The sequence below is a fragment of the Williamsia sp. genome (assembly GCF_036566845.1).
In the GTDB taxonomy this organism is placed as follows: domain Bacteria; phylum Actinomycetota; class Actinomycetes; order Mycobacteriales; family Mycobacteriaceae; genus Williamsia.
Genome location: NZ_DATCVM010000020.1, coordinates 15,899 through 39,254, shown reverse-complemented (window position 1 = coordinate 39,254; position 23,356 = coordinate 15,899). Strand labels below are relative to the sequence as shown.

General features: G+C 63.6%; 20 protein-coding genes. 8 read left to right on the top strand and 12 right to left on the bottom strand.

What is annotated here, in order from left to right:
- Positions 1-490 precede the first annotated feature (490 nt).
- The 11 genes from VIQ49_RS01155 to VIQ49_RS01105 are packed head-to-tail and all read right to left on the bottom strand — an operon-like array spanning position 491 to position 13,323.
- Entirely contained in the window at positions 491-2,026 is a 1,536-nt protein-coding gene (locus VIQ49_RS01155) for a long-chain-fatty-acid--CoA ligase (protein ID WP_331880015.1), read from the bottom strand.
- A 19-nt stretch (positions 2,027-2,045) separates the two neighbouring features.
- Entirely contained in the window at positions 2,046-2,453 is a 408-nt protein-coding gene (locus tag VIQ49_RS01150; RefSeq protein WP_331880014.1) for a hypothetical protein, read from the bottom strand.
- A gap of 1 nt (position 2,454) precedes the next feature.
- Positions 2,455-3,525: a phosphotransferase family protein gene (locus tag VIQ49_RS01145; protein ID WP_331880013.1), complete on the bottom strand. Its 1,071-nt coding sequence runs from the start codon at positions 3,523-3,525 to the stop codon at positions 2,455-2,457.
- Between the two features lie 25 nt (positions 3,526-3,550).
- Positions 3,551-4,357, bottom strand: a complete 807-nt coding sequence (locus VIQ49_RS01140) for an SDR family NAD(P)-dependent oxidoreductase (RefSeq protein ID WP_331880012.1) — start codon at positions 4,355-4,357, stop codon at positions 3,551-3,553.
- A complete protein-coding gene (locus tag VIQ49_RS01135; protein WP_331880011.1) occupies positions 4,354-5,496 on the bottom strand; it encodes an acyl-CoA dehydrogenase family protein in 1,143 nt (380 codons plus the stop codon). Before VIQ49_RS01135 ends, VIQ49_RS01140 begins: the two co-directional genes overlap by 4 nt.
- Before the next feature lie 3 nt (positions 5,497-5,499).
- Entirely contained in the window at positions 5,500-7,656 is a 2,157-nt protein-coding gene (locus VIQ49_RS01130) for a 3-hydroxyacyl-CoA dehydrogenase NAD-binding domain-containing protein (protein WP_331880009.1), read from the bottom strand.
- A gap of 60 nt (positions 7,657-7,716) precedes the next feature.
- Positions 7,717-8,928 (bottom strand): acetyl-CoA C-acetyltransferase, encoded by a 1,212-nt coding sequence (locus VIQ49_RS01125; protein ID WP_331880007.1) that lies wholly within the window; start codon positions 8,926-8,928, stop codon positions 7,717-7,719.
- Positions 8,929-8,979: 51 nt separating this feature from the next.
- Complete coding sequence (locus tag VIQ49_RS01120) at positions 8,980-10,554, bottom strand: AMP-binding protein (protein ID WP_331880006.1); 1,575 nt, start codon at positions 10,552-10,554, stop codon at positions 8,980-8,982.
- Positions 10,555-10,607: 53 nt separating this feature from the next.
- Complete coding sequence (locus VIQ49_RS01115) at positions 10,608-11,594, bottom strand: DUF7065 domain-containing protein (RefSeq protein WP_331880005.1); 987 nt, start codon at positions 11,592-11,594, stop codon at positions 10,608-10,610.
- 38 nt (positions 11,595-11,632) lie between these two features.
- Positions 11,633-12,502 (bottom strand): enoyl-CoA hydratase-related protein, encoded by an 870-nt coding sequence (locus tag VIQ49_RS01110; protein WP_331880003.1) that lies wholly within the window; start codon positions 12,500-12,502, stop codon positions 11,633-11,635.
- Complete coding sequence (locus VIQ49_RS01105) at positions 12,499-13,323, bottom strand: SDR family NAD(P)-dependent oxidoreductase (protein WP_331880001.1); 825 nt, start codon at positions 13,321-13,323, stop codon at positions 12,499-12,501. The genes VIQ49_RS01110 and VIQ49_RS01105 overlap by 4 nt, the downstream gene beginning before the upstream one ends.
- Before the next feature lie 249 nt (positions 13,324-13,572).
- On the opposite strand from VIQ49_RS01105, the gene VIQ49_RS01100 reads away from it, so the two are divergent.
- The 8 genes from VIQ49_RS01100 (at position 13,573) to VIQ49_RS01065 (ending at position 21,318) form a co-directional block, all read left to right on the top strand.
- Positions 13,573-14,757, top strand: a complete 1,185-nt coding sequence (locus VIQ49_RS01100; RefSeq protein WP_331880000.1) for a lipid-transfer protein — start codon at positions 13,573-13,575, stop codon at positions 14,755-14,757.
- Positions 14,757-15,212 (top strand): MaoC family dehydratase N-terminal domain-containing protein, encoded by a 456-nt coding sequence (locus tag VIQ49_RS01095; RefSeq protein WP_331879998.1) that lies wholly within the window; start codon positions 14,757-14,759, stop codon positions 15,210-15,212. The genes VIQ49_RS01100 and VIQ49_RS01095 overlap by 1 nt, the downstream gene beginning before the upstream one ends.
- Positions 15,209-15,616 (top strand): MaoC/PaaZ C-terminal domain-containing protein, encoded by a 408-nt coding sequence (locus VIQ49_RS01090; protein ID WP_331879996.1) that lies wholly within the window; start codon positions 15,209-15,211, stop codon positions 15,614-15,616. The genes VIQ49_RS01095 and VIQ49_RS01090 overlap by 4 nt, the downstream gene beginning before the upstream one ends.
- A gap of 83 nt (positions 15,617-15,699) precedes the next feature.
- A complete protein-coding gene (locus VIQ49_RS01085; RefSeq protein WP_331879994.1) occupies positions 15,700-16,929 on the top strand; it encodes a TetR/AcrR family transcriptional regulator in 1,230 nt (409 codons plus the stop codon).
- A 43-nt stretch (positions 16,930-16,972) separates the two neighbouring features.
- Positions 16,973-17,770 (top strand): SDR family NAD(P)-dependent oxidoreductase, encoded by a 798-nt coding sequence (locus VIQ49_RS01080; RefSeq protein WP_331879993.1) that lies wholly within the window; start codon positions 16,973-16,975, stop codon positions 17,768-17,770.
- Between the two features lie 434 nt (positions 17,771-18,204).
- Positions 18,205-19,422, top strand: coding sequence for a cytochrome P450 (locus tag VIQ49_RS01075; RefSeq protein WP_331879992.1), 1,218 nt, complete (start codon positions 18,205-18,207; stop codon positions 19,420-19,422).
- Positions 19,423-19,460: 38 nt separating this feature from the next.
- A complete protein-coding gene (locus tag VIQ49_RS01070) occupies positions 19,461-20,444 on the top strand; it encodes a PDR/VanB family oxidoreductase (RefSeq protein ID WP_331879991.1) in 984 nt (327 codons plus the stop codon).
- 46 nt (positions 20,445-20,490) lie between these two features.
- A complete protein-coding gene (locus VIQ49_RS01065) occupies positions 20,491-21,318 on the top strand; it encodes an SDR family oxidoreductase (RefSeq protein WP_331879990.1) in 828 nt (275 codons plus the stop codon).
- Between the two features lie 105 nt (positions 21,319-21,423).
- Here the strand turns inward: VIQ49_RS01065 and VIQ49_RS01060 are convergent, their stop codons facing one another.
- On the bottom strand, positions 21,424-23,355 hold the full coding sequence (locus VIQ49_RS01060) for an NAD(P)/FAD-dependent oxidoreductase (RefSeq protein ID WP_331879989.1): 1,932 nt from the start codon (positions 23,353-23,355) through the stop codon (positions 21,424-21,426).
- Position 23,356: the final 1 nt, after the last annotated feature.

Below are 23,356 nucleotides of genomic sequence, written 5' to 3'. Positions count from 1 at the left end.
GCCCCCGGAGAATTCATAGGGTGTCTCAGATGTCGGATGTGTTTGGTCCATGCCACAGATCATCAACGGTCAGTATCGACGACGGCATCACCCGCGTCGGATGATCTCCGGAGCTCTGGCAGGCATTGCGTCCAACCCAGTGGCTTGGGCTACATTTCTGATTGGTAGTCACGCCTGCTTGGGGTTCTTGATCACACCACTCTGGAGTAGTTCCATTGCTGCGAGCCAGTGCCTGTGGCTGGTTGCGCTCCAATCGATTCTGATTGATCTGAGAGTGAAACGAACCATGAGTGTGCTCGCGATCTCGGCGTTTGGCCGGTATGCCACGGTAGTGAACCGGAGAACAAATTCACTCTGAGGTGAAGCGGGTGCGGTCAGATCTGACTCCACGAAACTCGGGGCACATCGGCTCGTTAAACGCGAACCCATATCTGCCCTCTGATTCTGAAGGAGCATTCAAAGTGGGGTAAGGCTTGAGCATCGGATCGGCTCAGTTGATGCTGCGGCTTGTTTTCTGCCAGTAGGGTTCGCGCAGTTCACGTTTGAGTACCTTGCCGATGGCGCTGCGAGGTAGTTCGTCGACGAAGACGATCGAGACCGGGCATTTGAACTTGGCTAGATGCTCTCGGCAATGGTCGAGCACGTCCTGTTCGGCCAGGGTTGTTCCTGTAGCGGTGACGACGATCGCGATCGGGCTTTCGCCCCACTTCTCGCTGGGCACGGCGATGACTGCGGCGTCCACGATTTCGTCCATCGCGAAGAGGACGTCCTCAACCTCGCGAGGGTAGATGTTCTCACCGCCGGAGATGATCATGTCCTTTACACGGTCCGAGATGTACAGATAGCCATTCTCGTCGATGTGGCCCGCGTCGCCGGTGCGTAACCACCCGCCGGCAAGCGCCTCCCTGGTGGCCTCCTCGAGGTTCCAGTAGCCGCTCATCAGTTGTGGGCCGCGGACGAGGATCTCGCCGACCTCGCCGATGGCAAGCGCCTGACCGTTTCGATCCACGACACGAATCGCGGTCCCCAGCACCGGCCGACCCGCCGAGGTTAGGATTTTCGGCCGTGAGCGCAATGCGAGAATGTGGTCTGCGGGAGTGAGAATCGTTGCCACGGCGCAGGACTCGGTCATGCCATAGGCCTGAATGAAGTCACAGCTGAAGACCTCGATTGCCCGTTCTAGAACCGTCACTGCCATTGGCGCTGATCCGTAGACCACGGTGTCAAGTGCGCTCAGGTCAAGCTGGGAGGCGAGGGGATCGGCGATCATCGCTTGGATCATCGCCGGTGCGAGGGTGAGAAGCGTGATCTGATGGTCGGCCATTCGCTGAAGCACACCGGCTTGGTCGAAGTCGCGGACGATGTGAATCGAGCACCCACCCGAGGTGTATGCGAGAACTTGGAGCGCAGCGCCGGCATGGAAGAGGGGCATCACGCAGAGTGTGGCCTTGTCCGTCGAGCCGAGGGCCATCTGAATCTGGAGTGCGTTCATACACGCCGAACGATGGGTGACCATCGCGCCCTTCGGTTTTCCCGTGGTTCCGCTGGTGTACATCTGGTGGTAGACCGCGTCCGGTGAGATGTCCCGATCGACTTCGTCGTCCGCCAACGCGAGTATCTCCCGGCTGAACCGGAGCAGTGCTGGGGCATCCTCACGGAGGACCGACACCGCGATATCGGGTAGGGCCGAAGTGAGAGCGGCCGAGTAGTCTTCATGGACGACAGCCAGTGTGCATCCGGCATCCATCGCGATGTATTTCCACTCGGGCGGCGCCAACCGGAAGTTCAGCGGGACCGGCACCACACCGGCCCGCGAGGCGCCGAAATAGAGCGCAATCATCTCCAGGGAATTGCGGTCGAGTACTGCGAACCGTTCGCCGGGTTGCAGGGTAGCTGCCAGCCAGTTGCCGATCCGGTGAGTCCACAGGCGCATCTCCTCCCAGGTCAGGCTCCGATGATCATCACTGACGTATGCCTCGTCAGGTCGACGCTCTGCCCAGTGGTCGAGCAGTTCGTGAACACGCATCGCGGGACACCTCTCGTTGTCAGTCTGCCAGCCCTGCGCGCAGTATGGTCGAAATCTGTTCTGTCACATCTGCATCGGTGAACTCGGTTACCGCTTCGACCATGCGTGCCGGATCGCTGCCGGAGTACACGCCGCGCAGAGCAGTCGCGATTTCGCGCCGACGTGCCCGTAGTCGATCGACATCTACTGCCGTGTCGGGGCCGTTGGGAAATCCGATTCGCGCCGCGAGTTCGTCGCTGCGCGTGCAGGCATCCGCGAGGCGACCGTGATCCCACCCGACTCGTTCGGCGAGGTTGTCGAGTTGTTCGAGTACCGAGGCGAGTTCGCGTCGGGCGTCGTCGTCGGTGACTCCAGGTACCACCTTATGGACGAGGGTGTTCCTGATAGTGGTGATCAGTTGGTTCAGATCGGTCGAGTAGACGGTCATGTCAGTATCCCCATTCGCCGTCGCGCAGCATTTTTCCCAGCCACCCCACGCTGTAGTAGACGCTGTGCGCCATGTTCGAGTAACGCAGTTCGTCACGGTCGCCGCGCTTGTAGATGTCCACCGCCTGAAGGCAGCCCACTGCGGTCTTGACGAGCGATTGCACCGACCACCAGGTGAGGGCTTCGGCGCTCGGTCGCGATCCGCCTGCGGATTCGTACTCGTCGAGGAACGGTGCGAGTTCGATCAGCTTGCACAGCAACGGTGAGCGCCCGCGCGAGGTGCGCTGGGCGAACCACGCGATGTCGGCGGTGGGGTCGGAGAAGTGTGCGGTCTCCCAGTCGAGCACCCCCGATATGGCGCCGTCTTGCACAACCAAATTCCCGATTCGGAAATCGTTGTGGACCAATGCGACTCGGCCGGATACTGCGTCGCTCCGGTGGTCGAGCCATGCGCAGGCCAGGTCCAACACCGGAATCGGGATGTCGGCTACCTCGCGGTACATCCGTGACCAGGTGTCGTTCTCGATTCGTCCGGTGACAGCGCCATCCGGGATCGGACCGAGGACGTCGAGGCCCAACTCGGCCGGATCCGCGGTGTGCAGTCGCGCCATTTCACGCGCGACCTCGCGGCCGAGGTTCGCGCGTGTCATGGTGTCGGGGATCAAGCGCGACACCGTGTTCGGCATCGGGATGATTCCGGGCACCTTCTCCATGACGAAGAACCCGCGCTCACCGGCCATCGCACCGCGGTGGGTGATCACGGCAGGCACACGCATCCCGATCCGCTCTGCAGCTGTGAGCAGTTGCACCTCCCGGTCTACGTCGTAGTCGCCGGTGATGCCGCTGACCGGTTGGCGCTTGACTGCGTATGTCGCGGTGTTCGTGCGCTCGGATTCGGTCCACTTCGCGGTGACCAGGTAGGTCTCCCACGAGTTTCCCTCACCACGCTGGTCGACGTCGGTCAGGTGCAAGGAGCCGTCGGCAGACAGCGCGGTGTCGAGAGCCGCGGTCAACTCGTCGAAGAAATCGCTGCGCTCGGGTGCGCCGTTGGTTGTTTCCGCTACGGATGTCACTGGAGCCTCACTCGGGTCGGTCCTTTTAGAAAATGGTCGGATTGGGGCCGCCGCCGTCGACGACGAGCCGCTGTCCTGTGACGTATCCGGAATCCGGTGACACCAGGAACGCCACGGTGCCGGCAACATCCTCGGGCCGGCATACCCGGCCGAACGGAGAATCGGCGTCCAGATCACTGATGTCAGCACCCTGTGACGCCGAGACCAGCCGCTTGCCCATCTCGGTGGCGATGAGCCCGGGCGCGACGATGTTCGCATGGATGCCGTAGGAACGTTCCTCCCTCGCGATGGTGCGTATACACGTTTCCATCGCAGCCTTGGCCATGGTGTAGGGCGCCGAATTCGGTGGCGCCGACGATGTCGTGTTGCTCGAGATCATGACGATGTCGCCGCGCCCCACGGCGCCGGCGGCGGCTTTGCGCATGTCCGGAAGTACCTGCTGGAGCAGTCCGATCGGACCCAAAGTGTGCACCTGCAGCTGTTGCACGTAGTCGGCTCGAGGTGTGGAGGCGACGTCGTGTCCGCGGCTGGCGGAGCCGGCGTTACTGACAACGAGATCCACCGTCCCCAAATCGGAGTGAATCGCTGCAACCATGTCCGCGACGGCGTTCTCGTCGTCGATCGACGCCTGATATGCCCGCGCGTATCCTCCGGCGGCAACGATCAAGTCGACGACCTCTTCAGCTGCTGCTCCGTCACGGCGATAGTTCACGGCGACCGCGGCGCCGTCTCGTGCCAGCCGTAGTGCGACCGCCCGTCCGACTCCCCGCGACCCTCCGGTGACGATGGCAGTGCGACCGGCGAGTGGCCGGGTTCCTGATGCGGCGCTCACTGGGCTACGACCGCTCGGCCGACAAGATCCTTCATCACTTCGTTCGCTCCTCCGTAGATACGCTGGATGCGCGCATCGCGCCAGATCCGTGCGATCGGGTATTCCTCCATGTAGCCATAGCCACCGAACAGCTGAAGGCACCGATCTACGACCTCCCACTGCAGTTCGGTTGCCTTGTATTTGGCGCCCGCAGCGTCGTCGGCGGTCAACTCGCCGCGACCGAGCGCGGCGACGCAACCGTCGACGTAGTGCTCGAGAACCTGAATGTCGGTGTGCATCTCGGCGATAGACATGCGCACTGACTGCAGGTCGGCGAGCGGGGCGCCGAACGCGACGCGGGACCGGACGTGGTCGAGTGCCAGGCCAAGCGCGTGAGCCGCAGACGCTACGCCGGACACCGCAATCGACAGGCGCTCTCGAGGCAGGTTCGCGATGGCCGACCCGAATCCGCGCCCTGGTTCTCCGAGGATGTTGGACAGCGGGACTCGGCAGTCGGTGAACACCAACTCGGCAGTGTCCTGGGCCTTGCGGCCGATCTTGTGCATCGGTTTTCCACGTTCGAAGCCGGGGGTGCCATGTTCGACGACGACAAGCGACGTGCCACGGCCGTCGCGTTCCCCGGTCCGCACCAGCACGATTGCCATGTCGCAGGTGGCACCGCTCGTGATGAATGTCTTGGTGCCGTTGATAATCAGGTCGCCGTCCTCGCGCACCGCGCTCGTCCGGATCGACGCAAGGTCGGAGCCTGCGCCGGGTTCGGTCATGCCCAGCGAGGTGACGCACTCACCGCGAGTGAACTTCGGTAGCCAGCGCTGCTTCTGCTCGTCGGTCGCGAGGTCGCGTAGATACGGAACGATGATGTCGTTCTGCATGCTGAACGTGTCACCGGCCATGCCGGAGCGTACGACCTCTTCGGTCATCACGGCGTTGTAGCGAAAGTCCGAGATACCCAGGCCGCCGTACTCGGCATCGAATTCGAACCCGAGGAATCCGGATTCGGCTGCCGCGGTGATGAAGTCGCGGTCCACGGTTCCGGCATGCTCCCACTTGTCGACATTGGGCACCGCCTCGCGGTCGAGCAACGCGCGAAACGCCGACCGGAACGTCTCGTGCTCGGCGGTGTAGATGGTCCTGTGCACCGATCAGCCCTCCAGCAGCGAGGCCGGCGGGGTGAACCGCGGACCGTACGCGTCGGCGAGTTCGTGTGCGCGAGCGACGAACGCAGCAGTGCCGCCGGGGTATCCGGCGATGAACTGGCTGGTTCCACCGGTCCACGTCGGGAAGCCGATGCCGAGGATCGATCCGACATTCGCGTCCGCGGTGGAGCGCAGGATGCCGTCGTCGTGGCAGCGCACCGTCTCGAGTACTTCGGCGAATAGCAGGCGATCACGCAAGTCGTTCAGGTCTGCCGGAGCGTCGGAGACGGGAAAGCGCTTCTGCAAACCCGACCACAACGCTCCGCGCTTGCCGTCGAAGTACTCGTAGAATCCGGCGCCGACGGCGCGGCTGGAACGACCCAGTTCGTCGATCATCGCGGTCAGCACCCCGTCGCCCGGGTGATCGGCGAGTTCGGCTCCCTGTTGCTGTGCGACCTCGCGGAACTGGCCACGGATCTTCAAGGGCAGCGTCAGCGTCAACTCGTCGAGCAGCGCGAGGGTGCCCACAGGGTAACCGGCCTGCAACGACGCTTGTTCGATCGACTGCGGCGCGATGCCCTCTCCGACCATGGCGGCGGCTTCGACGAGTCGCTGCAGGATGACGCGGCTGGTGAAGAATCCGCGCCCGTCGCCGACGACGATCGGAGTCTTTCGCATCTGCAGGGCGATGTCGAATGCCTTGGCCAGCGTGGCATCGCTGGTTTTGTCGCCGACGATGATCTCGATCAGTTCCATCCGGTCGACCGGCGAGAAGAAGTGCAGTCCGATGAACTCGTCTGGCCGGGGCACCTCGCTCGCGAGGTCGGTGATGGGCAGGGTCGAGGTGTTCGAGGCGAGCAACGCCTCGGGTGACACTACGTCGAGCACCTCGGCGAAGACCTTCTTCTTGAGGGCGGGGTCTTCGAAGACGGCTTCGATTACCAGGTCCGCACCGGCCAGGTCGGACACCGACGCGGTAGGGGTGATGAGACGCAGGACCGCATCCGCGCTCTCGCGGGTGCGCTTGCCGGAGTCGACCTGCTTGCTGAGCACTTTGCGGGCATAGTCCTTGCCCCGTTCGGCTGCGACGACGTCGACGTCCTTGAGCGCGACTCGGATTCCGACGAGTGCGCACGACAATGCGACACCGGCGCCCATCATGCCCGCTCCGAGGACGGCGGCGAAGCTCGCCTCGTAGGTGGGGAAGCCCTTCGGGCGGCTCGCACCTGACTTGACGGTCCTCCGGTCGAAGAAGGTTCCCGAGATGATGTTCTTGGAGATCGGGCCGGTCGCGAGGTCAACGAAGTACCGGGTTTCGATCGCGGACGCGGTGTCGAAGTCGACCTGTGTGCTCTCGACAGCGGCGCTGAGGATGGCGGCCGGAGCGGGCATCGGTGCACCCTTGTGCCGAGCGCGCAGTGCCGAGTTGCGAGCCGGCAGCATCGCCTCGACGGTCGGGGTGTAGGCGGTGCCGCCGGGGATCGATTCGCCGCGGTCCCACGGCTGTTTGGCTTCGGTGTTCGACGAAATCCATTCGCGGGCAGCGGGAATAAGATAGTCGGAGTTCGGAACGACGCTGTCGATCAGGCCGAGCGCCAGGGCGTCCTGGACGCCGTGTGCGGTGCCGGGGAGGAGTACTTTGTCGAGGGCTGCATCGAGGCCGAGTAGGCGCACGGTGCGTACGATGCCACCGCCGCCGGGCAGCAGTCCGAGCGTGACCTCGGGCAGCCCGATACGGATGCTCGGAGAATCGACGGCGATGCGGTGATGACACGCGAGCGCGATCTCGAGACCGCCGCCGAGGGCGCTGCCGGACAGGGCAGCGACTACCGGCACACCGAGGGTCTCGAGGCGACGCAGCATCGCCTTGGCGCTATCGGCGAACGCGGTGAGCTCACCCGCCTGCCCGGGGGTGGTCGCCAGTAAATCTCCGAGGTCGCCGCCAGCGAAGAAGGTCTTCTTCCCGGAAGTGAGGATGACGCCAGTCAATGTCGGACCGAGGTCGGCGAGCCGGTCGAGCGCGGCGGACAGGGACGCGGACCAGGCCGCGGTCATCGTGTTCACCGATTGGGTCGGATCGTCGAATGTCAGTGTGACGAAACCTGATTCGTCCTGGGTCCACGCAATGGTCTCAGTGGTACGCGCGGGGGTAGCTTCGCTCATCGTGCTGTCACTCTTCTCCGGGTGGGATGTCGGGCGGTGGGAAAGATCCGTCATTGCCGCTCACACCCGTTCGATGATCGTGGCGATGCCCATGCCGCCGCCCACGCACAGGGTGATCATGGCGCGGCGCTGACCCCGACGTTCGAGTTCGTCGATCACTGTGGAGACGAGCATTGCGCCGGTCGCGCCGAGCGGGTGTCCCAACGCGATCGCTCCGCCGTTGACGTTCACCTTCTCGTGGGGGAGGTCGAGGTCTTTCATGAAACGTAGCGCCACCGACGAGAATGCCTCGTTGATCTCGAACAGGTCGATGTCGTCGACGCTCAGGCCCGCAGTCTCGAGCGCCTTGCGGCACGCGGGTGCCGGGCCGGTCAGCATGATGGTCGGATCGGATCCGCTTACTGCGCCGGCGACGACGCGGGCGCGCGGCGTCAGGCCCAGGTCGGTACCGACCTTCTCGTTGCCGACAGCCACGAGTGCCGCACCGTCGACGATGCCTGACGAGTTGCCGCCGGTGTGAACGTGATCGATCTTCTCGATCCAGTGGTACTTCTGCAGCGCGACCGCGTCGAATCCGCCTTGCGCACCCAGCGTCGCGAACGCGGGCTTGATCGTGCCGAGCGATTCGACGGTGGTGCCGCGACGAATGTGCTCGTCGTGGTCGAGGATCGTCTGTCCGTTGCGGTCGAGCACCGGAACTATCGAGCGGGCGAACCGGCCCTCGTCCCAGGCGGTCGACGCGCGGCGCTGCGACTCGGCCGCAAATGCGTCGACGTCCTCGCGGGTGAAACCCTCGATCGTGGCAATCAAGTCGGCGCCGATACCCTGCGGGACGAATCCGGTAGTGAGGTTGGTCTCGGGGTCGTTCGCCCACGCGCCGCCGTCAGAGCCCATCGATACGCGCGACATACTTTCGACACCGCCTGCGAGCACCAGTGACTCCCAGCCTGACGCCACCTTCTGCGAGGCGGTGTTCACGGCTTCGAGGCCCGACGCGCAGAACCGGTTCATCTGGACGCCTGCCACGGTTTCGGGTAAACCCGCGGCGACGGCGGCGATGCGTGCGATGTCCGCGCCTTGATCACGCAACGGGCTCACGACGCCGAGAATCAGATCGTCGACTCGCTTGGGATCGAGACTCGGGTTGCGCTCCTGGAGCGCATGGATCAGGCCGACGACGAGCGAGATCGGCTTGACTCCGTGCAGGGCTCCGCCACGGCCGCGACCTCGAGGGGTGCGGAAGGCGTCGTACACGTACACGTCATGAGGCATTTCGGGTCCTGTTCTGGTGATGGTTGCGCAATTCACGCGTGACTTCCGCGATCAGACCGAGACTTGGGTGGCCGCGCTGTCCGCCGCGGCCCAATAGGTATCGCGCAGCGACTTCTTGTAGAGCTTGCCCGTGGGCAGTCGCGGCATGTGTTCGATGAAGTCGAACGACTTGGGGCACTTGAACTTTGCAAGGCTCTCCCGGCAGAACTCGCCCAGTTCGGTAGCCAGGTCCGGCCCGACATCTGTGGGGTCGACCGCCTGGATCACGGCCTTGACAGCTTCCCCGAAATCCTCGTCGGGGACACCGAAGACAGCAGCGTCCATCACCTTCGGATGCGTGACGAGGAGATTCTCGATCTCCTGCGGGTAGATGTTCACGCCGCCCGAGATGATCACGAAGGCCTGGCGGTCGGTGAGGTAGAGGAATCCGTCCTCGTCCAGGTATCCGATGTCGCCGATCTTCGACATCGTGCCGGTGTCGTCCTTGGCTTCTGTGGTCTTTCCGGGATCGTTGAAGTACTCGAAACCGCTTCCCTCGCCGCGGAACCAGATGGTTCCGGCGACGCCGGGAGGACACTCGTTGCCGTCGTCGTCGAGGATCACCGGCTCACCCATGAAGGGGCGGCCGACGGTTCCCTTGTGCGCGAGCCACTCTTCGGGTGTAGCGCCACACATTCCATTGGCCTCGGTGCCGCCGTAGTACTCGTAGATCACCGGCCCCCACCAGTCGAGCATGGCCTCCTTCACCGCCACCGGACACGGGGCGGCGCCGTGCACCACGACCTCGAGTGACGACAGGTCCTGGTTACGCTTTTCGGCGGGCAGTTTGAGCATTCGGGAGAACATCGTCGGCACCACCATGGAGTGGGTGATGCGGTGCTTTTCGATCATGTCGAGGTACTGCTCGGCGTCGAAGCGTTCCATCACGACCACCGTCGCACCGAGCCTCAGGGCGATCGCGACCGTCGACTGTGGTCCCGAGTGGTACAGCGGGGCAGGGGAGAGGAATCGCATGCCCTCCCGCAGATGGAACAGTTTGCGGCCGAAGTCCTCGATCGCGAGGATCTCTCCCGGATGACTTTCGGGCACAGCGCGTTTGATCGCCTTGGGACGTCCGGTGGTGCCGGACGAGTAGAACATCGGCGTTCCGAGACGTTCGTTCTCCCCAGGCGCCGCGTCGTAGGCCGCGACAGCGACCGCGAACGACTCGAACGGTTCGGTCAGGGCAGTCGAACCGGGCGGGGCGTCGACCATGAGCCACCGACGAACACGCGGACACAACCCGGGAAGTTCCCGGGCCACCTCGGCCTTTGTCGCCGTGGTGATCACCAACTGCGACTGGGAGTCGTCGATGATGTATGCGGCTTCTGCGGCCGACAGGAACGAGTTGACCGGGGTGTAGAACAACCCGGACCGCTCAGCTGCCGACATCGCGACGATCATCTCCACGTGGTTCTCCATGAACAGCGCGATGTGATCGCCCGGGACGAGGCCATCGGACCGCAGCAGTGCCGCGAGGCGGTTGGCCCGCGCATCGAGTTCGGCGTAGGTCACGATCGTTCCGCTTGGGACCATGACGAGTGCGGGCCGGTCGGGGTGTTCGGTGGCATGACGCCCGGGGTACATACGGTTCTCCTCGGAGATGCTCGGTCGGCGGGGCGGGGAATGACAGCTCGGAGTTACACGCGGATCGGGCGGAGGAACTCTGCCACCGCCCAGCCGCCGTGGCCGCCGGCCAGGTCGACCGTCATCTGACCCATGCGGACCGCGCGATCCTGGGTACGTTGGGTGACCGGGACGAAATGCCGGATACTGCCGTCGACGACGATCGTCGGCAGGTCCTTGGCGGTGATGACGCCGACATGGCGCCCGCTGTACGTGGATTCACCGTTGTAGTCGGTGTAAAGGCGGTAGTCGGTGATGGGGTGCACGACGTTGTCCGTCGTGACGACCGCACCTGCGGAGACGCGAATTCCGGATGGCTCGTACTCGCCGTAGGCGCTGAAAGCCGTGCCGTCCGCGAGCCAACCGGCAACCCATTCTCCCGTGTAGGACGCCCATTCACGCGGCCCCCAGGAGTGGTCGCGGAACGAGGTGACCTTGTTCAGTACCCAGGTGCGGCTCCCGACCCGGATTGTGCCGGACAGGTGACCGAACTGTTCGTAGTGATCGCTGGCGATCACGGAACTGCCCGGTGTGCAGTCGCCGTCGCCGTCGTCGTTGATGACGAACATCGGCGAGGTGGCCTCGTAGGTGAGGGAGATTTCGCACTCCTCGGACGGGGCGTTCTTCAGCGCGATCCGGCCGTTCTCGGCCATCAGAGTCGGGTTGACGACGCGGGCAACGGTGTTGCGGTAGTTGATCTCTGCAGTGCGCGTTGGTTCCTTGATCACGATCTCGAGACCTTGACCGGCGAAGCTGTCGTTGGCCTCGTTCGGTGTCCGGCCGGCGCGAAAGGCGATCGCACCGCCCGGGAGTGTGAGTTGGACCGACGTCTCGCTGTATCCGAGGTTCGGGCGGTTGCCGATCCGGACCAGGCCGCCGAGTTGAGTCACAGGGTCGACGAAGTTGAAATAGACGCTCTCGTTGAAGTTTTCGATTCCGGTGAAGTCGTGCGTGCTCTCGGCGTCTACGCCGTACTTGCATGCGGTGAACGGATCGCTCATCATCATTCTCCTTGATGGATCGTCGAATGTGCTGTAAGTCAGAATCTTTCGGCGGGATCGGGATCGAGCGGGGGAAATACCGCAGGCCGGTGCTCGAGGAAGGACAGCACACCTTCACGTGCGTCCTCCGAGTCGACTCGGGAGGCGTACACCCGTGACTCGTCGGCAGCCGCCGCGGCGGGATGGCCATGCCCCCAGGAGGAGGCGAGAAGTCGCTTGGCGAGTGCCACCGACGTCGGCGAGGTCTCGTGCACGAATTGTTCGGCGTACCGGCGCGCGGCGGGCATTACCTCGTCGGCGGGCACCACCTGGGTGAGGAATCCCGCCGCGTGAGCCTCTGCGGCGTCGAAGACACGACCGGACAGGATCCAGTCGGTGGCACGCCCGACTCCGACCAAGCGCGGCAGGAACCACGAGGAGGCGCCTTCTGGCACCACACCGCGACGGTTGAACACGAACCCGAATCGCGCCTTCTCGCTGGCGATTCGGATATCCATTGCGGACGCGATGGTCGCTCCGCCGCCGACCGCGTGCCCGTTGATCGCCGCGATTACAGGTTTCTGCATCGCGAACAGTCGCTCGCTGATGCGGCCCGCAGGCTCACGATAGCCAGTGGGAGTGTGCCCGTCGATGTCCTCGATCAACGCCCGGCTCAATGTTTCCGGGCCGTCGAGTGCGGCGCCCAGGGAGAACGCCTCACCGGCGCCGGTGACGATCACCGCACGCACGTGTGGATCTCGATCGGCGAGTTCGAGTGCCCGAAGAACGCTGACGAGCATCGGCACTCGCATGGCGTTGCGGCGCTCGGGGGCGTCGAGGGTGATCACAGCAATGCCGTCGGCGAGTTCGTAGCTGACGTCCTCGAAAACGGCTGCGGCACAGCCTCGGGAGGTACGAGCGCCGGTCATAGTCCGCCGCCGCACACCAGAATCTCTCCGGTGATGTAGCTCGACTCGGGGCTGCAGAGAAGATAGACGGCACCGGCGGCCTCGTCGACCGATCCGGCGCGACCGAGCGCGATCTGATTGGTCGCGGCATCCATGACTGCCGGGTTGACGCCGACCTTGATTTCGCGGCCGTCGACGTTGATCGTCTTCGCCTCGGTGGTCACCGAGGTCAGGCGGGTATTGATGACGCCGTAGGCCACAGCGTTGACGGTGACGTTGTAACGACCCCACTCTTTCGCGATCGTCTTGGTAAGGCCGACCATGCCGGCCTTGGCCGACGAGTAGTTCGCCTGACCGGGATTGCCCTGCAGGCCGGAGGTGGAGGAGATGTTGACGACCTTGCGGCAGGGCACGAACCCGGCCTCACGCTCGCGTTTGACCGCGGCGCTGATTACCGGCTGCGCGGCCCGCAGAATGCGGAACGGTGCAGTGAGGTGGACGTCGATGATGTCCGCCCACTGCTGATCGGTCATCTTCTGGACGACGTTGTCCCAGGTGTAGCCGGCGTTGTTGACGATGATGTCGATGCCACCGAAGTTGTCGACCGCGGTCGCGACGAAACGGTCGGCGAACTCCTCGTCGGTGACGCTGCCGACGCACGCGATGGCCTGGCCGCCGAGGGCTTCGATCTCGGCGACGACCTCCTTGGCCGGTTCGGGATCGAGATCGTTCACGACGACCCGGGCACCCTCGGATGCCAACTTCAGGGCGACCGCGCGGCCGATGCCGCGGCCGGACCCCGAGACCAGTGCGATCTTGTCCTGCAGTTTCTGCACGCTCACGTGCTGCCTCCTTGGTTTCGCGTCGAATGCGTGATCAGACAATCGCGGCGTCGATGCCGGAGATCCCGGCGTCGAATCAGGCGAACGTATGATTGTGACCCGAGTCACTGGGGTGAATGCTAACTTCAGTCATAAGTTCCGTCAATAGCGAGTTTTCGCAGCAATGTTTCAACAAATGTTAGTAGCGAATATGTATAGTCGAGCCAGGTTTGGTCCCAACGGGACCGCATCGAGCAAAGGACAGGCCTAATGACTAACGTCTGCATCAGCGGCATCGGAATGGTGCCGTTCGCAAAACCCGGGAAGAGCGAAACCTACGATCGAATGGGTGCTGCGGCCGTTGCCGCCGCCCTGCAGGACGCGGGACTCGAATACCGTGACGTCCAGCAAGCTTTCGTCGGATACGTCTACGGAGACTCCACGTCCGGACAGAACGCGCTCTACGACATCGGGATGACCGGCATCCCTGTGGTGAACGTCAACAACAACTGCTCGACCGGGTCGACCGCGCTGTGGCTCGCGCGCCAGACGGTCGCATCGGGAGCCGCGGACTGCGTTCTCGCACTCGGCTTCGAACAGATGCAACCCGGCGCACTCGTCAACGCCTACGGCGACAGGCCGAGCCCCACCTTGCGCGGCGAAGAAATTGCCACCGCACAACCGGGTGGCGACGTCGCCGCCCCGATGGCAGCCAAGCTGTTCGGTGGTGCGGGTGTCACGTACATGGAGCGCTACGGCGCCACGGCAGAGCTGTTCGGTCGGGTCTCGGTCAAGGCGAGGACTCACGCCGGGCGCAACCCGCTCGCGGTCTTCCGGGATCCGATTGAACTCGACTCGGTCATGTCCGCCCCGCACGTGTGGGGTCCCCTGACTCGGCTGATGTGCTGCCCCCCGACCAACGGCGCCGCCGCTGCGATCGTGTGTAGTGAGGAGTTCGCCCGCCGTCACGGTCTCGACTCGAGCATTCGGCTGCGAGCCCAGTCGCTGGTCACCGACGTCGCCGACACCTTCGACACCACCGACATGATGAAGGTCGTCGGGTACGACATGACCGCCAAGGCAGCCGCGGAGGTCTACGAGCAGTCCGGTGTCGACCCACTCGACATTCCGGTCGTCGAGTTGCACGACTGCTTCAGTACCAACGAAGTGATCACCTACGAGGGTCTCGGACTCACCCCGGTAGGGACGGCGGAGAAATTCGTTCTCGACGGCGACAACACCTACGGCGGCCGAGTCGTGACCAACCCGTCCGGTGGACTGCTGTCCAAGGGACACCCCCTCGGTGCGACGGGTCTCGCACAGTGCGCGGAACTGGTGTGGCAACTGCGTGGGCAGGCTGGCAACCGGCAGGTTGAGGGAGCGCGAATCGCGTTGCAACACAACCTCGGTCTCGGCGGCGCCTGCGTTGTCTCCCTCTACGAGAAGGTGGGCTGATGGCTCTCGATCGCGCAATCCTCGACATCACCCCACCGATCCTCGACCTCGACGTCGAGCGCAGCCGGATCCGCCAGTTCGCGGTCGCGATCGGTGAGGAGAATCCGATCTACCGCAACAAGAAGGCCGCAGTCGCGGCGGGTCACTCCGACGTACTCGCGCCGCCAACTTTCCTTTTCGGCCTCGAGCTCGAGCACTCCGACGTCTTCGGGGACTTGGCCGCCCATGGCGTCGACCTCGGCAACGTCCTGCACGGGGAGCAGCGGTTCCGCTATTTCTCCGACGTCCACGCCGGCGATCGTCTGCAATTCACCACCGCCTACGTTGACGCGTACACCAAAGCGTCAGGCGCACTTGACTTCCTGGTGCGTCGGACCACGGTTACCCGTGACGGCGCCGTCGTGGCCGAACTCGAGAGTGTCAGCGTCATCAAGAATCCCGGGAGTACATCGTGACCACAACCCTGCCTGCCGTCAGCGAGACCGTGCCCGACCTGCGTCCTGGAGCGATCTCGCGAACCACCCTCGCATTGTTCGCTGGTGCGTCCGGCGATCACAACCCGATCCACATCGACATCGACTCCGCGCGAGCCGCCGGCTTCGACGACGTCTTCGCCCATGGAATGCTGTCGTTCGCCTACCTCGGTCGCCTACTTACGGATTGGATTCCGCAGAGCCGCATCCTGGAATTGTCCGCCAGGTTCACCGCGATCACGCCGGTCCTCGCAGAGTCGGTGCTCAGCGCGCAGATCACGAAGATCGTCACGGTGGACGGTGAACAACGCGCCAACCTGGACCTGACGGCGGTGCTCGCCGACGGCACTCGCACCCTGCTCGGTGCAGCAGTGGTGGCGTGGTAGCGATCGCCGTATGCGGTCGGGATGCGAAACTTGTCCCATGATCGAGACGTGTGCGGCGACCGAGTCGATGGAGAAGTACTGATATGGCACGAGCGACAGAGACACGGGTAGACGCAGGCTCCCGATCGACGGCGAAAGGGGGACAGCGGACCGAGCAGATCGCCCGGGCGGCCGCTCGCCTGTTCCAGGACCTGGGCTACCAGAACGTCAGTATCGACCAGATCGGTTCTGCGGTGGGCCTCACAGGGCCCGCCGTGTATCGCCACTTCAAAGGTAAGCACGACATCCTCGTGCGCGCTCTGAAGAGCCAGGTCAAGCTCGTCGAGGAACTCGCCGATCGCGCCGAGACGGAGGGTCGATCCCCGAAGGAACAACTCGACATCCTCCTCGCAGGTCTCGGAGACCTGACCGCGAACGGCGACGAGGCGACCTTGTGGCGGCGTGAACAGCGCCACCTCAAGCCCGCCGAACGCGAAGAGTTTCTGGGGGACTTCTCCAGGAACCACCACCGGATCGCCGCCGGAATTGCCGCAGTACACCCCGCGATCACCGAACACGAAGCCGAACTGCTCGGGTTCGCCGTCCTAGCGATGTACTCGAATTCGCCTGACATACGCGGAAATCTGGCAGCCGATCGACTGATCGAGATCCAGACGGCGCTCGCCCACGCAATCATGGAATGCGACCTTCCGGACCACGGGCCTGAAGTTCTCGCGCTGCCTGCCACGGTGCACCGCCGCCCGGCCGGTCGGCGGGAACGGATACTGGAGGCATCCGCGGAACTGTTCGACGCGCGCGGTTTCTACGACGTGCGCATCGACGACATCGCCAAGGCGTCCGAGATGTCCGTGGCGACCCTCTACCAACACGTCAGCAGCAAGGCCGAGGTGCTCCGGGCGATCCTCGAACGCGGTGCGGAAGGCCTGCTCTATGTGACCGCCGACGCGCTTGCCACGGCCGACACCCCGCTCGAATCGCTCGATGCCCTGATCCGTACGTACATCCGGCAGGCGCTCGGAGTGCACGGGCGGATCATGCACATCCTCGCCACCGATCTGCTCTACTTGCCCGACGACGAACAGTCGGCGCTTCGGGAAACTCAGCGCGAATACGTTGCCGAGTGGGTCGAAGCGATCTGCGAACTCGGTGACGGCCTATCCGTAGCCGACGCCCGCGCACTTGCTCAATCGGTGATCGGTGTCATCACCGACGTTTCCCAGACACCGCGGTTGCGCGCTCGCAGGGGGATCGCGGAGGATCTCTCGGTCCTCGCGCGCGCCATGGTGTTGCCTACCGATCTTGTTCCGCGATGACCGTCATCACTTCACTCAACCCCTCGAGAAGGGTCCACGAATCATGTCCGTACACAACTCTCGCAGCGCGGGGGCATCCGAACCCCGCAGCGCGGTCGTCGTAGGAGGGGCCTCCGGAATCGGGGCCGCCATCGCCAGGGGGCTGGCCGCCGACGGCGCTACCGTGACGGTGGCCGACCGCAACATCGACCTCGCGACCGCATTGGCGGCCGAATTGGGCCCCAAGCACGACGCCGCACAAGTAGAAGTGACGGACGAGGACTCGGTCCGCGAACTGTTCGAATCGGTGCGAGCGGCTCGAGGCAGCGTGGACATCGCGGTGAACAGTGCCGGTGTCAGCGCGGCCGGCAGCGTCACGGACCTGTCGGTCGAGAAGTTCCGACGCGTCGTCGACGTCTGTCTGACTGGGGCTTTCCTGGTTATCAAGCATGCTGGGCTGGTGATGGTCGAAGGCGGCATCATCATCTCGCTGTCGTCCCTCAATGCGCGTCAGCCGGGAACCGGTATGGGTGCTTACTGTTCCGCGAAGGCGGGGCTGGCCATGCTAACCCAGGTGGCTGCACTCGAATTGGCGCCCAAGGGGATTCGAGTCAACGCGATCGCGCCTGGAATTGTCATGACACCACTGACCAGTCCGTCGATGGTCGTTCCCGGACTCGAGGACGACTACCTCGCGAACACGCCGCTCGGGCGGCCCGGAACCCCGGAGGAGATCGCCGACGCCGCCGTCTACATGACGCGCGCGATGTGGTTGACGGGTGAGAACCTGGATCTCAACGGCGGGGCGCACCTGGTGAAGTACCCCGACCTGCTCTCGCATTTCCGCCGCGCTGCCGGCTGATCACGCACCGGGCATCGCCCGAAAATCGCATCGTCGGCAATCAGAATTCATAGTCTGCACTAACACTCATCGATTCTTCCAGCCTTCGCGTCATCTGGATTGCACAATCCTGTCGACAGTTCGGTGCCCGAAGAAATCTGAAATCTGTTGTAGTGCATATGTTTAGGTACGTCTACGTTGATGTGTGGGAACAGTCCAAATGAATGTCGATAAATTCCCCACCGGATCGTTGACGTTCAGCGATCAACGTGTCACGATATGAACGTTCACTATTCCAGTGTTCCCCGTCACATTTCGGGGATGGGAACTCCGATGCGGTCGAACCCCAAACGGCTCACCAGTGGGCTCCGGTCGTAACCCGCAGACAGCGTGTCACCGCATACCGAGTCGCCATCACTCCGGCCTCATCCTCCTCCGTTACCGAAGGAACATTCATGACAACCCAGCCAGCAGAAGCCGTCGACACCGATATCGCGGACGGCTTACCCGAATACCCGTTCCCACGCTCGTGCCCTTTCGCCCTGTCCGAACAGCACACGGCTTTCTCCGACGAGAAATTGCAGAAGATCGACTTCAAGGGCACTCCCGGCTGGCTCGTCACCGGGTACAACAATGTGCGTGCGGTTCTTGCGGATCCCCGCATGAGCGTGCGCGGAATCGACGACTCCTCCCGCGGCGACGATGGTGAGCAAGCAGTTCCCGGCTTCTTCGTTGCGATGGATCCGCCGCAGCACGACGACCTTCGCCGGATCCTGGCGAAGGAGTTCACGCCGCGTCGCATGGCGGCGATGCGCCCGACGATCGAGCGGATCGCGAACGGGCTCATAGACGAGATCTTGAAGTCCACTGAACCGGTGGACTTCGTCGACGCCCTTGCGCTCCCGCTGCCGTCGCTGGTCATCTGCGAGTTGCTTGGCGTTCCCTACGACAAGCACGACTTCTTCCAGGATCGGACACGCGCCGTCCTCGCGGCGGACAGCACCCCGGATCAAATCGGTGCGGCGATCGGCGACGTCATGGCCTACCTCGCCGAACTGGTGACCGTCAAGCAAGCGGAACCCGGCGACGACCTGATCAGCTTGCTGGTCAAGCACATCGAGTCGGGCGACCTCGGCGTCATCGACGTCGCGGGCATGTCCACCTTCCTACTCATGGCCGGTCACGAGACGACCGGCAACATGATCGGCCTGGGATTGTTCGCGTTGCTCGAGCATCCCGACCAGCTTGCCGAGCTGCGCGACGACCCGGAGCTCATGCCGCAGGCCGTCGAGGAACTGCTGCGTCATCTCGACATCATCGGAAACCTTCCCCGGACTACGACCGAGGATATCGAGATCGAGGGTCAGCAGATCGCCAAGGGTGAGCTTTTGATGTTCTCGACCGAAGCAGGCAACCGTGACCCCTCGGTATACGACGAACCGGACCGCCTCGACTTCCATCGCGACGCCAGTCGGCACCTGACGTTCGGCCACGGAATTCACACGTGCCTGGGAGCTCCGCTTGCGCGTCTTGAGCTGCAGGTCGTGTTTTCCCTTGTCCTCGAACGAATTCCGACCCTCCGGCTCGCTGTCCCTGCTGCGGACATCGGGCTCAAGAACGACGCCCGGATCTTCGGCGTCCACCAGCTCCCGATCACATGGGATCGCTCGTAGCTCCGCAAATCACGACACTGGACGGGAGGGCACAGGCGTTGACATCTCGACACAACGACAATGCCGACGAGATCGGCGACGACTTCGATATTGTGGTCGAAAACGCCGAGGATGTCGCCCACGGCGTTCGGTCATTGATTCTGCGACCGGTGACCGGAATGTCGCTGCCGTCGTGGGATCCCGGGGCCCACATCGATGTTCTCCTTCCCTCAGGGATGGTGCGGCAGTACTCACTGTGCGGCGACCCGTCGGAACGTGACGCCTGGCGGATCGCGGTGCTCCGTGAGCTTCCCGGTAAGGGCCGCGGAGGTTCGGAGTACATCCACGCTTCGGTTCGCGTCGGCACGAAACTTCGAGTGAGCAATCCGCGCAACAACTTTCCGCTCGTAAGTTCTGATCGGTATCTGTTCGTCGCCGGCGGAATCGGGATAACTCCCATACTGCCGATGATCAGGCAAGTAGAGCAGGGTGGGGCCCACTGGCGCTTGGTATATGGCGGCCGGAACACCGACACGATGGCGTTTCGGGACGAACTCGCGCAGTACGGCGAGAAAGTCGAGATCTTTCCCGAGGAGGTCACCGGTCCGATCGATCTGGTCCGACTGCTCGGTACCCCACAACCAGGGACGGTGGTCTACACCTGCGGACCGGCAGCACTCCTCGACGCCGTCGAAGAACACTGCCTCCGATGGCCGTCGGGGGCTCTGCACATCGAACGGTTCGTCCCGGGGGACGCCGGTCCGACAGAGGAGGACGCAGCGTTCGAAGTTATTCTCGCGAAACAGAACCGCACGTTTGTCGTACCACCCGGTGAGACGATTCTGCGCACACTCGAAACGAACGGCATCGACGTCCTGTCGTCCTGTCAACAGGGAATGTGCGGCCGCTGCGAGCAGACCGTGCTCGAAGGGACACCCGATCACCGGGACGAAATTCTCACCCCGGAGGAACGGGCGGCCGGCGAGTACATCTTGATCTGCGTGTCCCGGTGCCACGGTGATCGCCTGGTGTTGGATCTGTAATCCCACAAACAACGAGACACAAAACAACGAAACAAGGAGCGAGCAAATGGGTCGAGTAGAGGGCAAGATCGCGATCGTTACCGGTGCAACGTCGGTCGATCCTGGTGGACTCAACATCGGTGGAGCGGCAGCCACCGAACTCGCCGCTGAAGGCGCGCGAGTTGTCCTGGCGGACATCAACATCGAGGGAGCACAACGCCTCGCCGCGATTCTCAACGAACGACACGGGGAGAAGACAGCGCTCGCGTTCGGGGTGGATCTACGTAACGAGAACGAGATCGAGCAGCTCGTCGCTAAGACTGTCGAATACTTCGGTCGTCCGGACATCCTGATCAACAACGCAGGCATCTTCCCGATCGACGACGGCGACATCGCGAACATGGCTATCGAGACGTGGGACAACGTCATGGCGGTGAATGTCCGTGCGGCGATGTTGCTGACCAAGCACGCACTCCCACACCTGCGCGACGGCGGCGGCGCGATCGTGAACACTGCGTCGACTCACGCCTTTGCCGGCGACAGCAGCCTCACCGGCTACGGCGCGACCAAGGCCGCGCTCCTGGCACTCACGAAATACACTGCAACCCAGTACGGGAAGGAAGGTGTGCGGTGCAACGCGATCTGCCCGGGCACCACGACGACCCCTCCGGCCCAGGCACTGCCCGAGTCGATCAAGGACATCTACCGTCGCCACACGATGAGCCCTGAGCTCAACGGTCCCACCGAGTTGGGCAAGGTATACCTGTTTCTTACCTCCGATGACTCCTCGGGAATCAACGGTGAGGTGATCCGGGTGGACGGCGGACTGCTGGCGCACCAGCCGTTCGTGCCGGACATGGTCACGTTGGGGATGACTACAGCCGCCGAACAGTAGCGAGGGAGAAACGAAGCCGGGTGGTGATCGGATCGATCACCACCCGGCATTCTGCTGTTCACTCACAGACCGGGCCGCTCGCGGGAGAACGGCCCGGCCGAGTTTTCAGTCGGTACTGCGCACGGTGACGGTGAAGTCGGCCGGCTCGGGGCGTTGGGTTCGGGCCCAGTACTCGGGGACGGGCCACGGAGAGTTGGTGACGACGCGTCCGGTGGAGTTTCGGTAGTAGCTGTCCACGCCGTCCATCGCGTACACCATCCGCGAATTCGCCTCGTCGAGTTCGTCGTTGTACTGCTGATACGGCTCGGGACGGCACTCGACGGTCGCCAGGCCGTCCGTAACCATCCAGATAAGCGAGTCAACCACGTAGCGGACCTGCGCCTCGGCGATGGTGATGAAGCTGCCGCCCGGTGGATTCGTGTTCGGGCCGTACAGGAAGAACAAATTCGGGAATCCAGGGGTGGTGATGCCGAGGTAGGCGCGTCCGTTGTCGTCGTCCCACGAATGACGGAGTTCGACGCCGTCGCGGCCGCGGATGTCCATCGGATAGAGGTACCGTTGCTGCTGGAACCCGGTGCACAGGATCAGTACATCGATGTCTCGCGACTCAGCCTCGCTGGTGACGATCCCGGTCTCTGTAAGGCGCTCGACCCGCTGCGTGAGTAGCTCGACGTTGGGCTTCTGGAGCGTGGTGAACCATCCATTGTCGATGAGCAGGCGCTTGCCGAAGGGGGGACGATTGGGCAGCGTCTTACCGATCAGCTCCGCGTCACCATCGAGCTGCGTTCGGAGATAGTCCGTGAAGTAGGCGCGGTAGGCATCGTTGAGCGAGCTGACCTGCTTGCCCTTCTCCTCGCGCTTCGGGTCGACGGGGAGCGCGGCGAACGTGCGTTCGGTGTAGAGCCAGTAGAGGCGGAACCGGTACCACTCGCGGTAGAACGGAACATGTTCGTACAGCCAGTGTTTCGCTGGATCCGAGGGACGGAAGTAGTGCTCGTTGGGAGCGATCCACTGCGGCTGGCGCTGCAGGACGACCATGCTCTCGACCTGATCGGCGATCGCCACGACCAGCTGCATCGCGCTGGCGCCGTTGCCGACCACCGCGACGCGCTTCCCTGTGAGGTCGACGTCGTCAGGCCACTGTGCCGAGTGCAGGACCTCACCGCGGAAGCTCTCGCGCCCAGGGAAATCGGGAACGTTCGGGGTGCTGTGCAGTCCAGCTGCCGTGACCAGGGCGGTGGCGCGCATCTTCTGCTGTTGTCCGTCAGGGCCGGTCACGGTGACGACCCACCGTTTGTCCTTCTCGTCCCACTCGGCACTGTCCACCGAATGGCCCAGCCGGATGTTGTCGGTCAGGTCGTACTCGCGCGCGACATCCTCGAGATACGCGAAGATCTCGCTCCGTCGGGCGAAGTTCTCGGACCAGTTCTTGTGGTGGAAGGAGAACGAGTACAGGTCGCTCGGAATGTCGACCCGGGCACCGGGATAGCGGTTCTCCCACCAGGTTCCGCCGACATGCTCGTTGCGTTCGATCACTGTGTACGGAATCCCGGCCTTACTCAGGTTGATCGCGCAGGTCATGCCCGAGATGCCGGCACCGACGACGATGACGCCGAGATCGGGCATGGCCGACTCTACCTGCGCGGCAACGTTAGTCGGCACGTAGGGGGCGAGCCCCAACTGCTCCGCGATCATCGGGGCGTAGATCTCGTCGATCGGTTCGCCCATTACGGCGCTCATCAGGCGGGTCAGCTCGCCGGTCGGCACAGGCTGTGCGATCGGTTTGCCCCGGGACCAGTCCAGGATGGCATCGGTCGCGGCGGCATGGATCTCCTCCTGGATCTCCGGAGAAAGTCCTCCGTCGTTGAGCTCCTCGAAGCCCTTCGTCGGAGTCGGAAGGTACGGCGCCGCTAGCCACTTCTCCTCGCCGGTCAGCTGATACAGCACGGGTAGGAGGCAGGGAATGTTGCCGGAGGTGACGCCGGCAAACACCGTGTCCCGGTCGAGATTCGGATCGGGCGAGACTGTCTGATTCATG

Excerpts from the sequence above, each read along its gene's own strand:
- VIQ49_RS01155 (WP_331880015.1), bottom strand. The coding sequence starts at position 2,026 with ATGCGTGTTCACGAACTGCTCGACCACTGGGCAGAGCGTCGACCTGAC.
- VIQ49_RS01150 (WP_331880014.1), bottom strand. The coding sequence starts at position 2,453 with ATGACCGTCTACTCGACCGATCTGAACCAACTGATCACCACTATCAGG.
- VIQ49_RS01130 (WP_331880009.1), bottom strand. The coding sequence starts at position 7,656 with ATGAGCGAAGCTACCCCCGCGCGTACCACTGAGACCATTGCGTGGACC.
- VIQ49_RS01125 (WP_331880007.1), bottom strand. The coding sequence starts at position 8,928 with ATGCCTCATGACGTGTACGTGTACGACGCCTTCCGCACCCCTCGAGGT.
- VIQ49_RS01120 (WP_331880006.1), bottom strand. The coding sequence starts at position 10,554 with ATGTACCCCGGGCGTCATGCCACCGAACACCCCGACCGGCCCGCACTC.
- VIQ49_RS01115 (WP_331880005.1), bottom strand. The coding sequence starts at position 11,594 with ATGAGCGATCCGTTCACCGCATGCAAGTACGGCGTAGACGCCGAGAGC.
- VIQ49_RS01110 (WP_331880003.1), bottom strand. The coding sequence starts at position 12,502 with ATGACCGGCGCTCGTACCTCCCGAGGCTGTGCCGCAGCCGTTTTCGAG.
- VIQ49_RS01100 (WP_331880000.1), top strand. The coding sequence starts at position 13,573 with ATGACTAACGTCTGCATCAGCGGCATCGGAATGGTGCCGTTCGCAAAA.
- VIQ49_RS01095 (WP_331879998.1), top strand. The coding sequence starts at position 14,757 with ATGGCTCTCGATCGCGCAATCCTCGACATCACCCCACCGATCCTCGAC.
- VIQ49_RS01085 (WP_331879994.1), top strand. The coding sequence starts at position 15,700 with ATGGCACGAGCGACAGAGACACGGGTAGACGCAGGCTCCCGATCGACG.
- VIQ49_RS01080 (WP_331879993.1), top strand. The coding sequence starts at position 16,973 with ATGTCCGTACACAACTCTCGCAGCGCGGGGGCATCCGAACCCCGCAGC.
- VIQ49_RS01075 (WP_331879992.1), top strand. The coding sequence starts at position 18,205 with ATGACAACCCAGCCAGCAGAAGCCGTCGACACCGATATCGCGGACGGC.
- VIQ49_RS01065 (WP_331879990.1), top strand. The coding sequence starts at position 20,491 with ATGGGTCGAGTAGAGGGCAAGATCGCGATCGTTACCGGTGCAACGTCG.
- VIQ49_RS01060 (WP_331879989.1), bottom strand. The coding sequence starts at position 23,355 with ATGAATCAGACAGTCTCGCCCGATCCGAATCTCGACCGGGACACGGTG.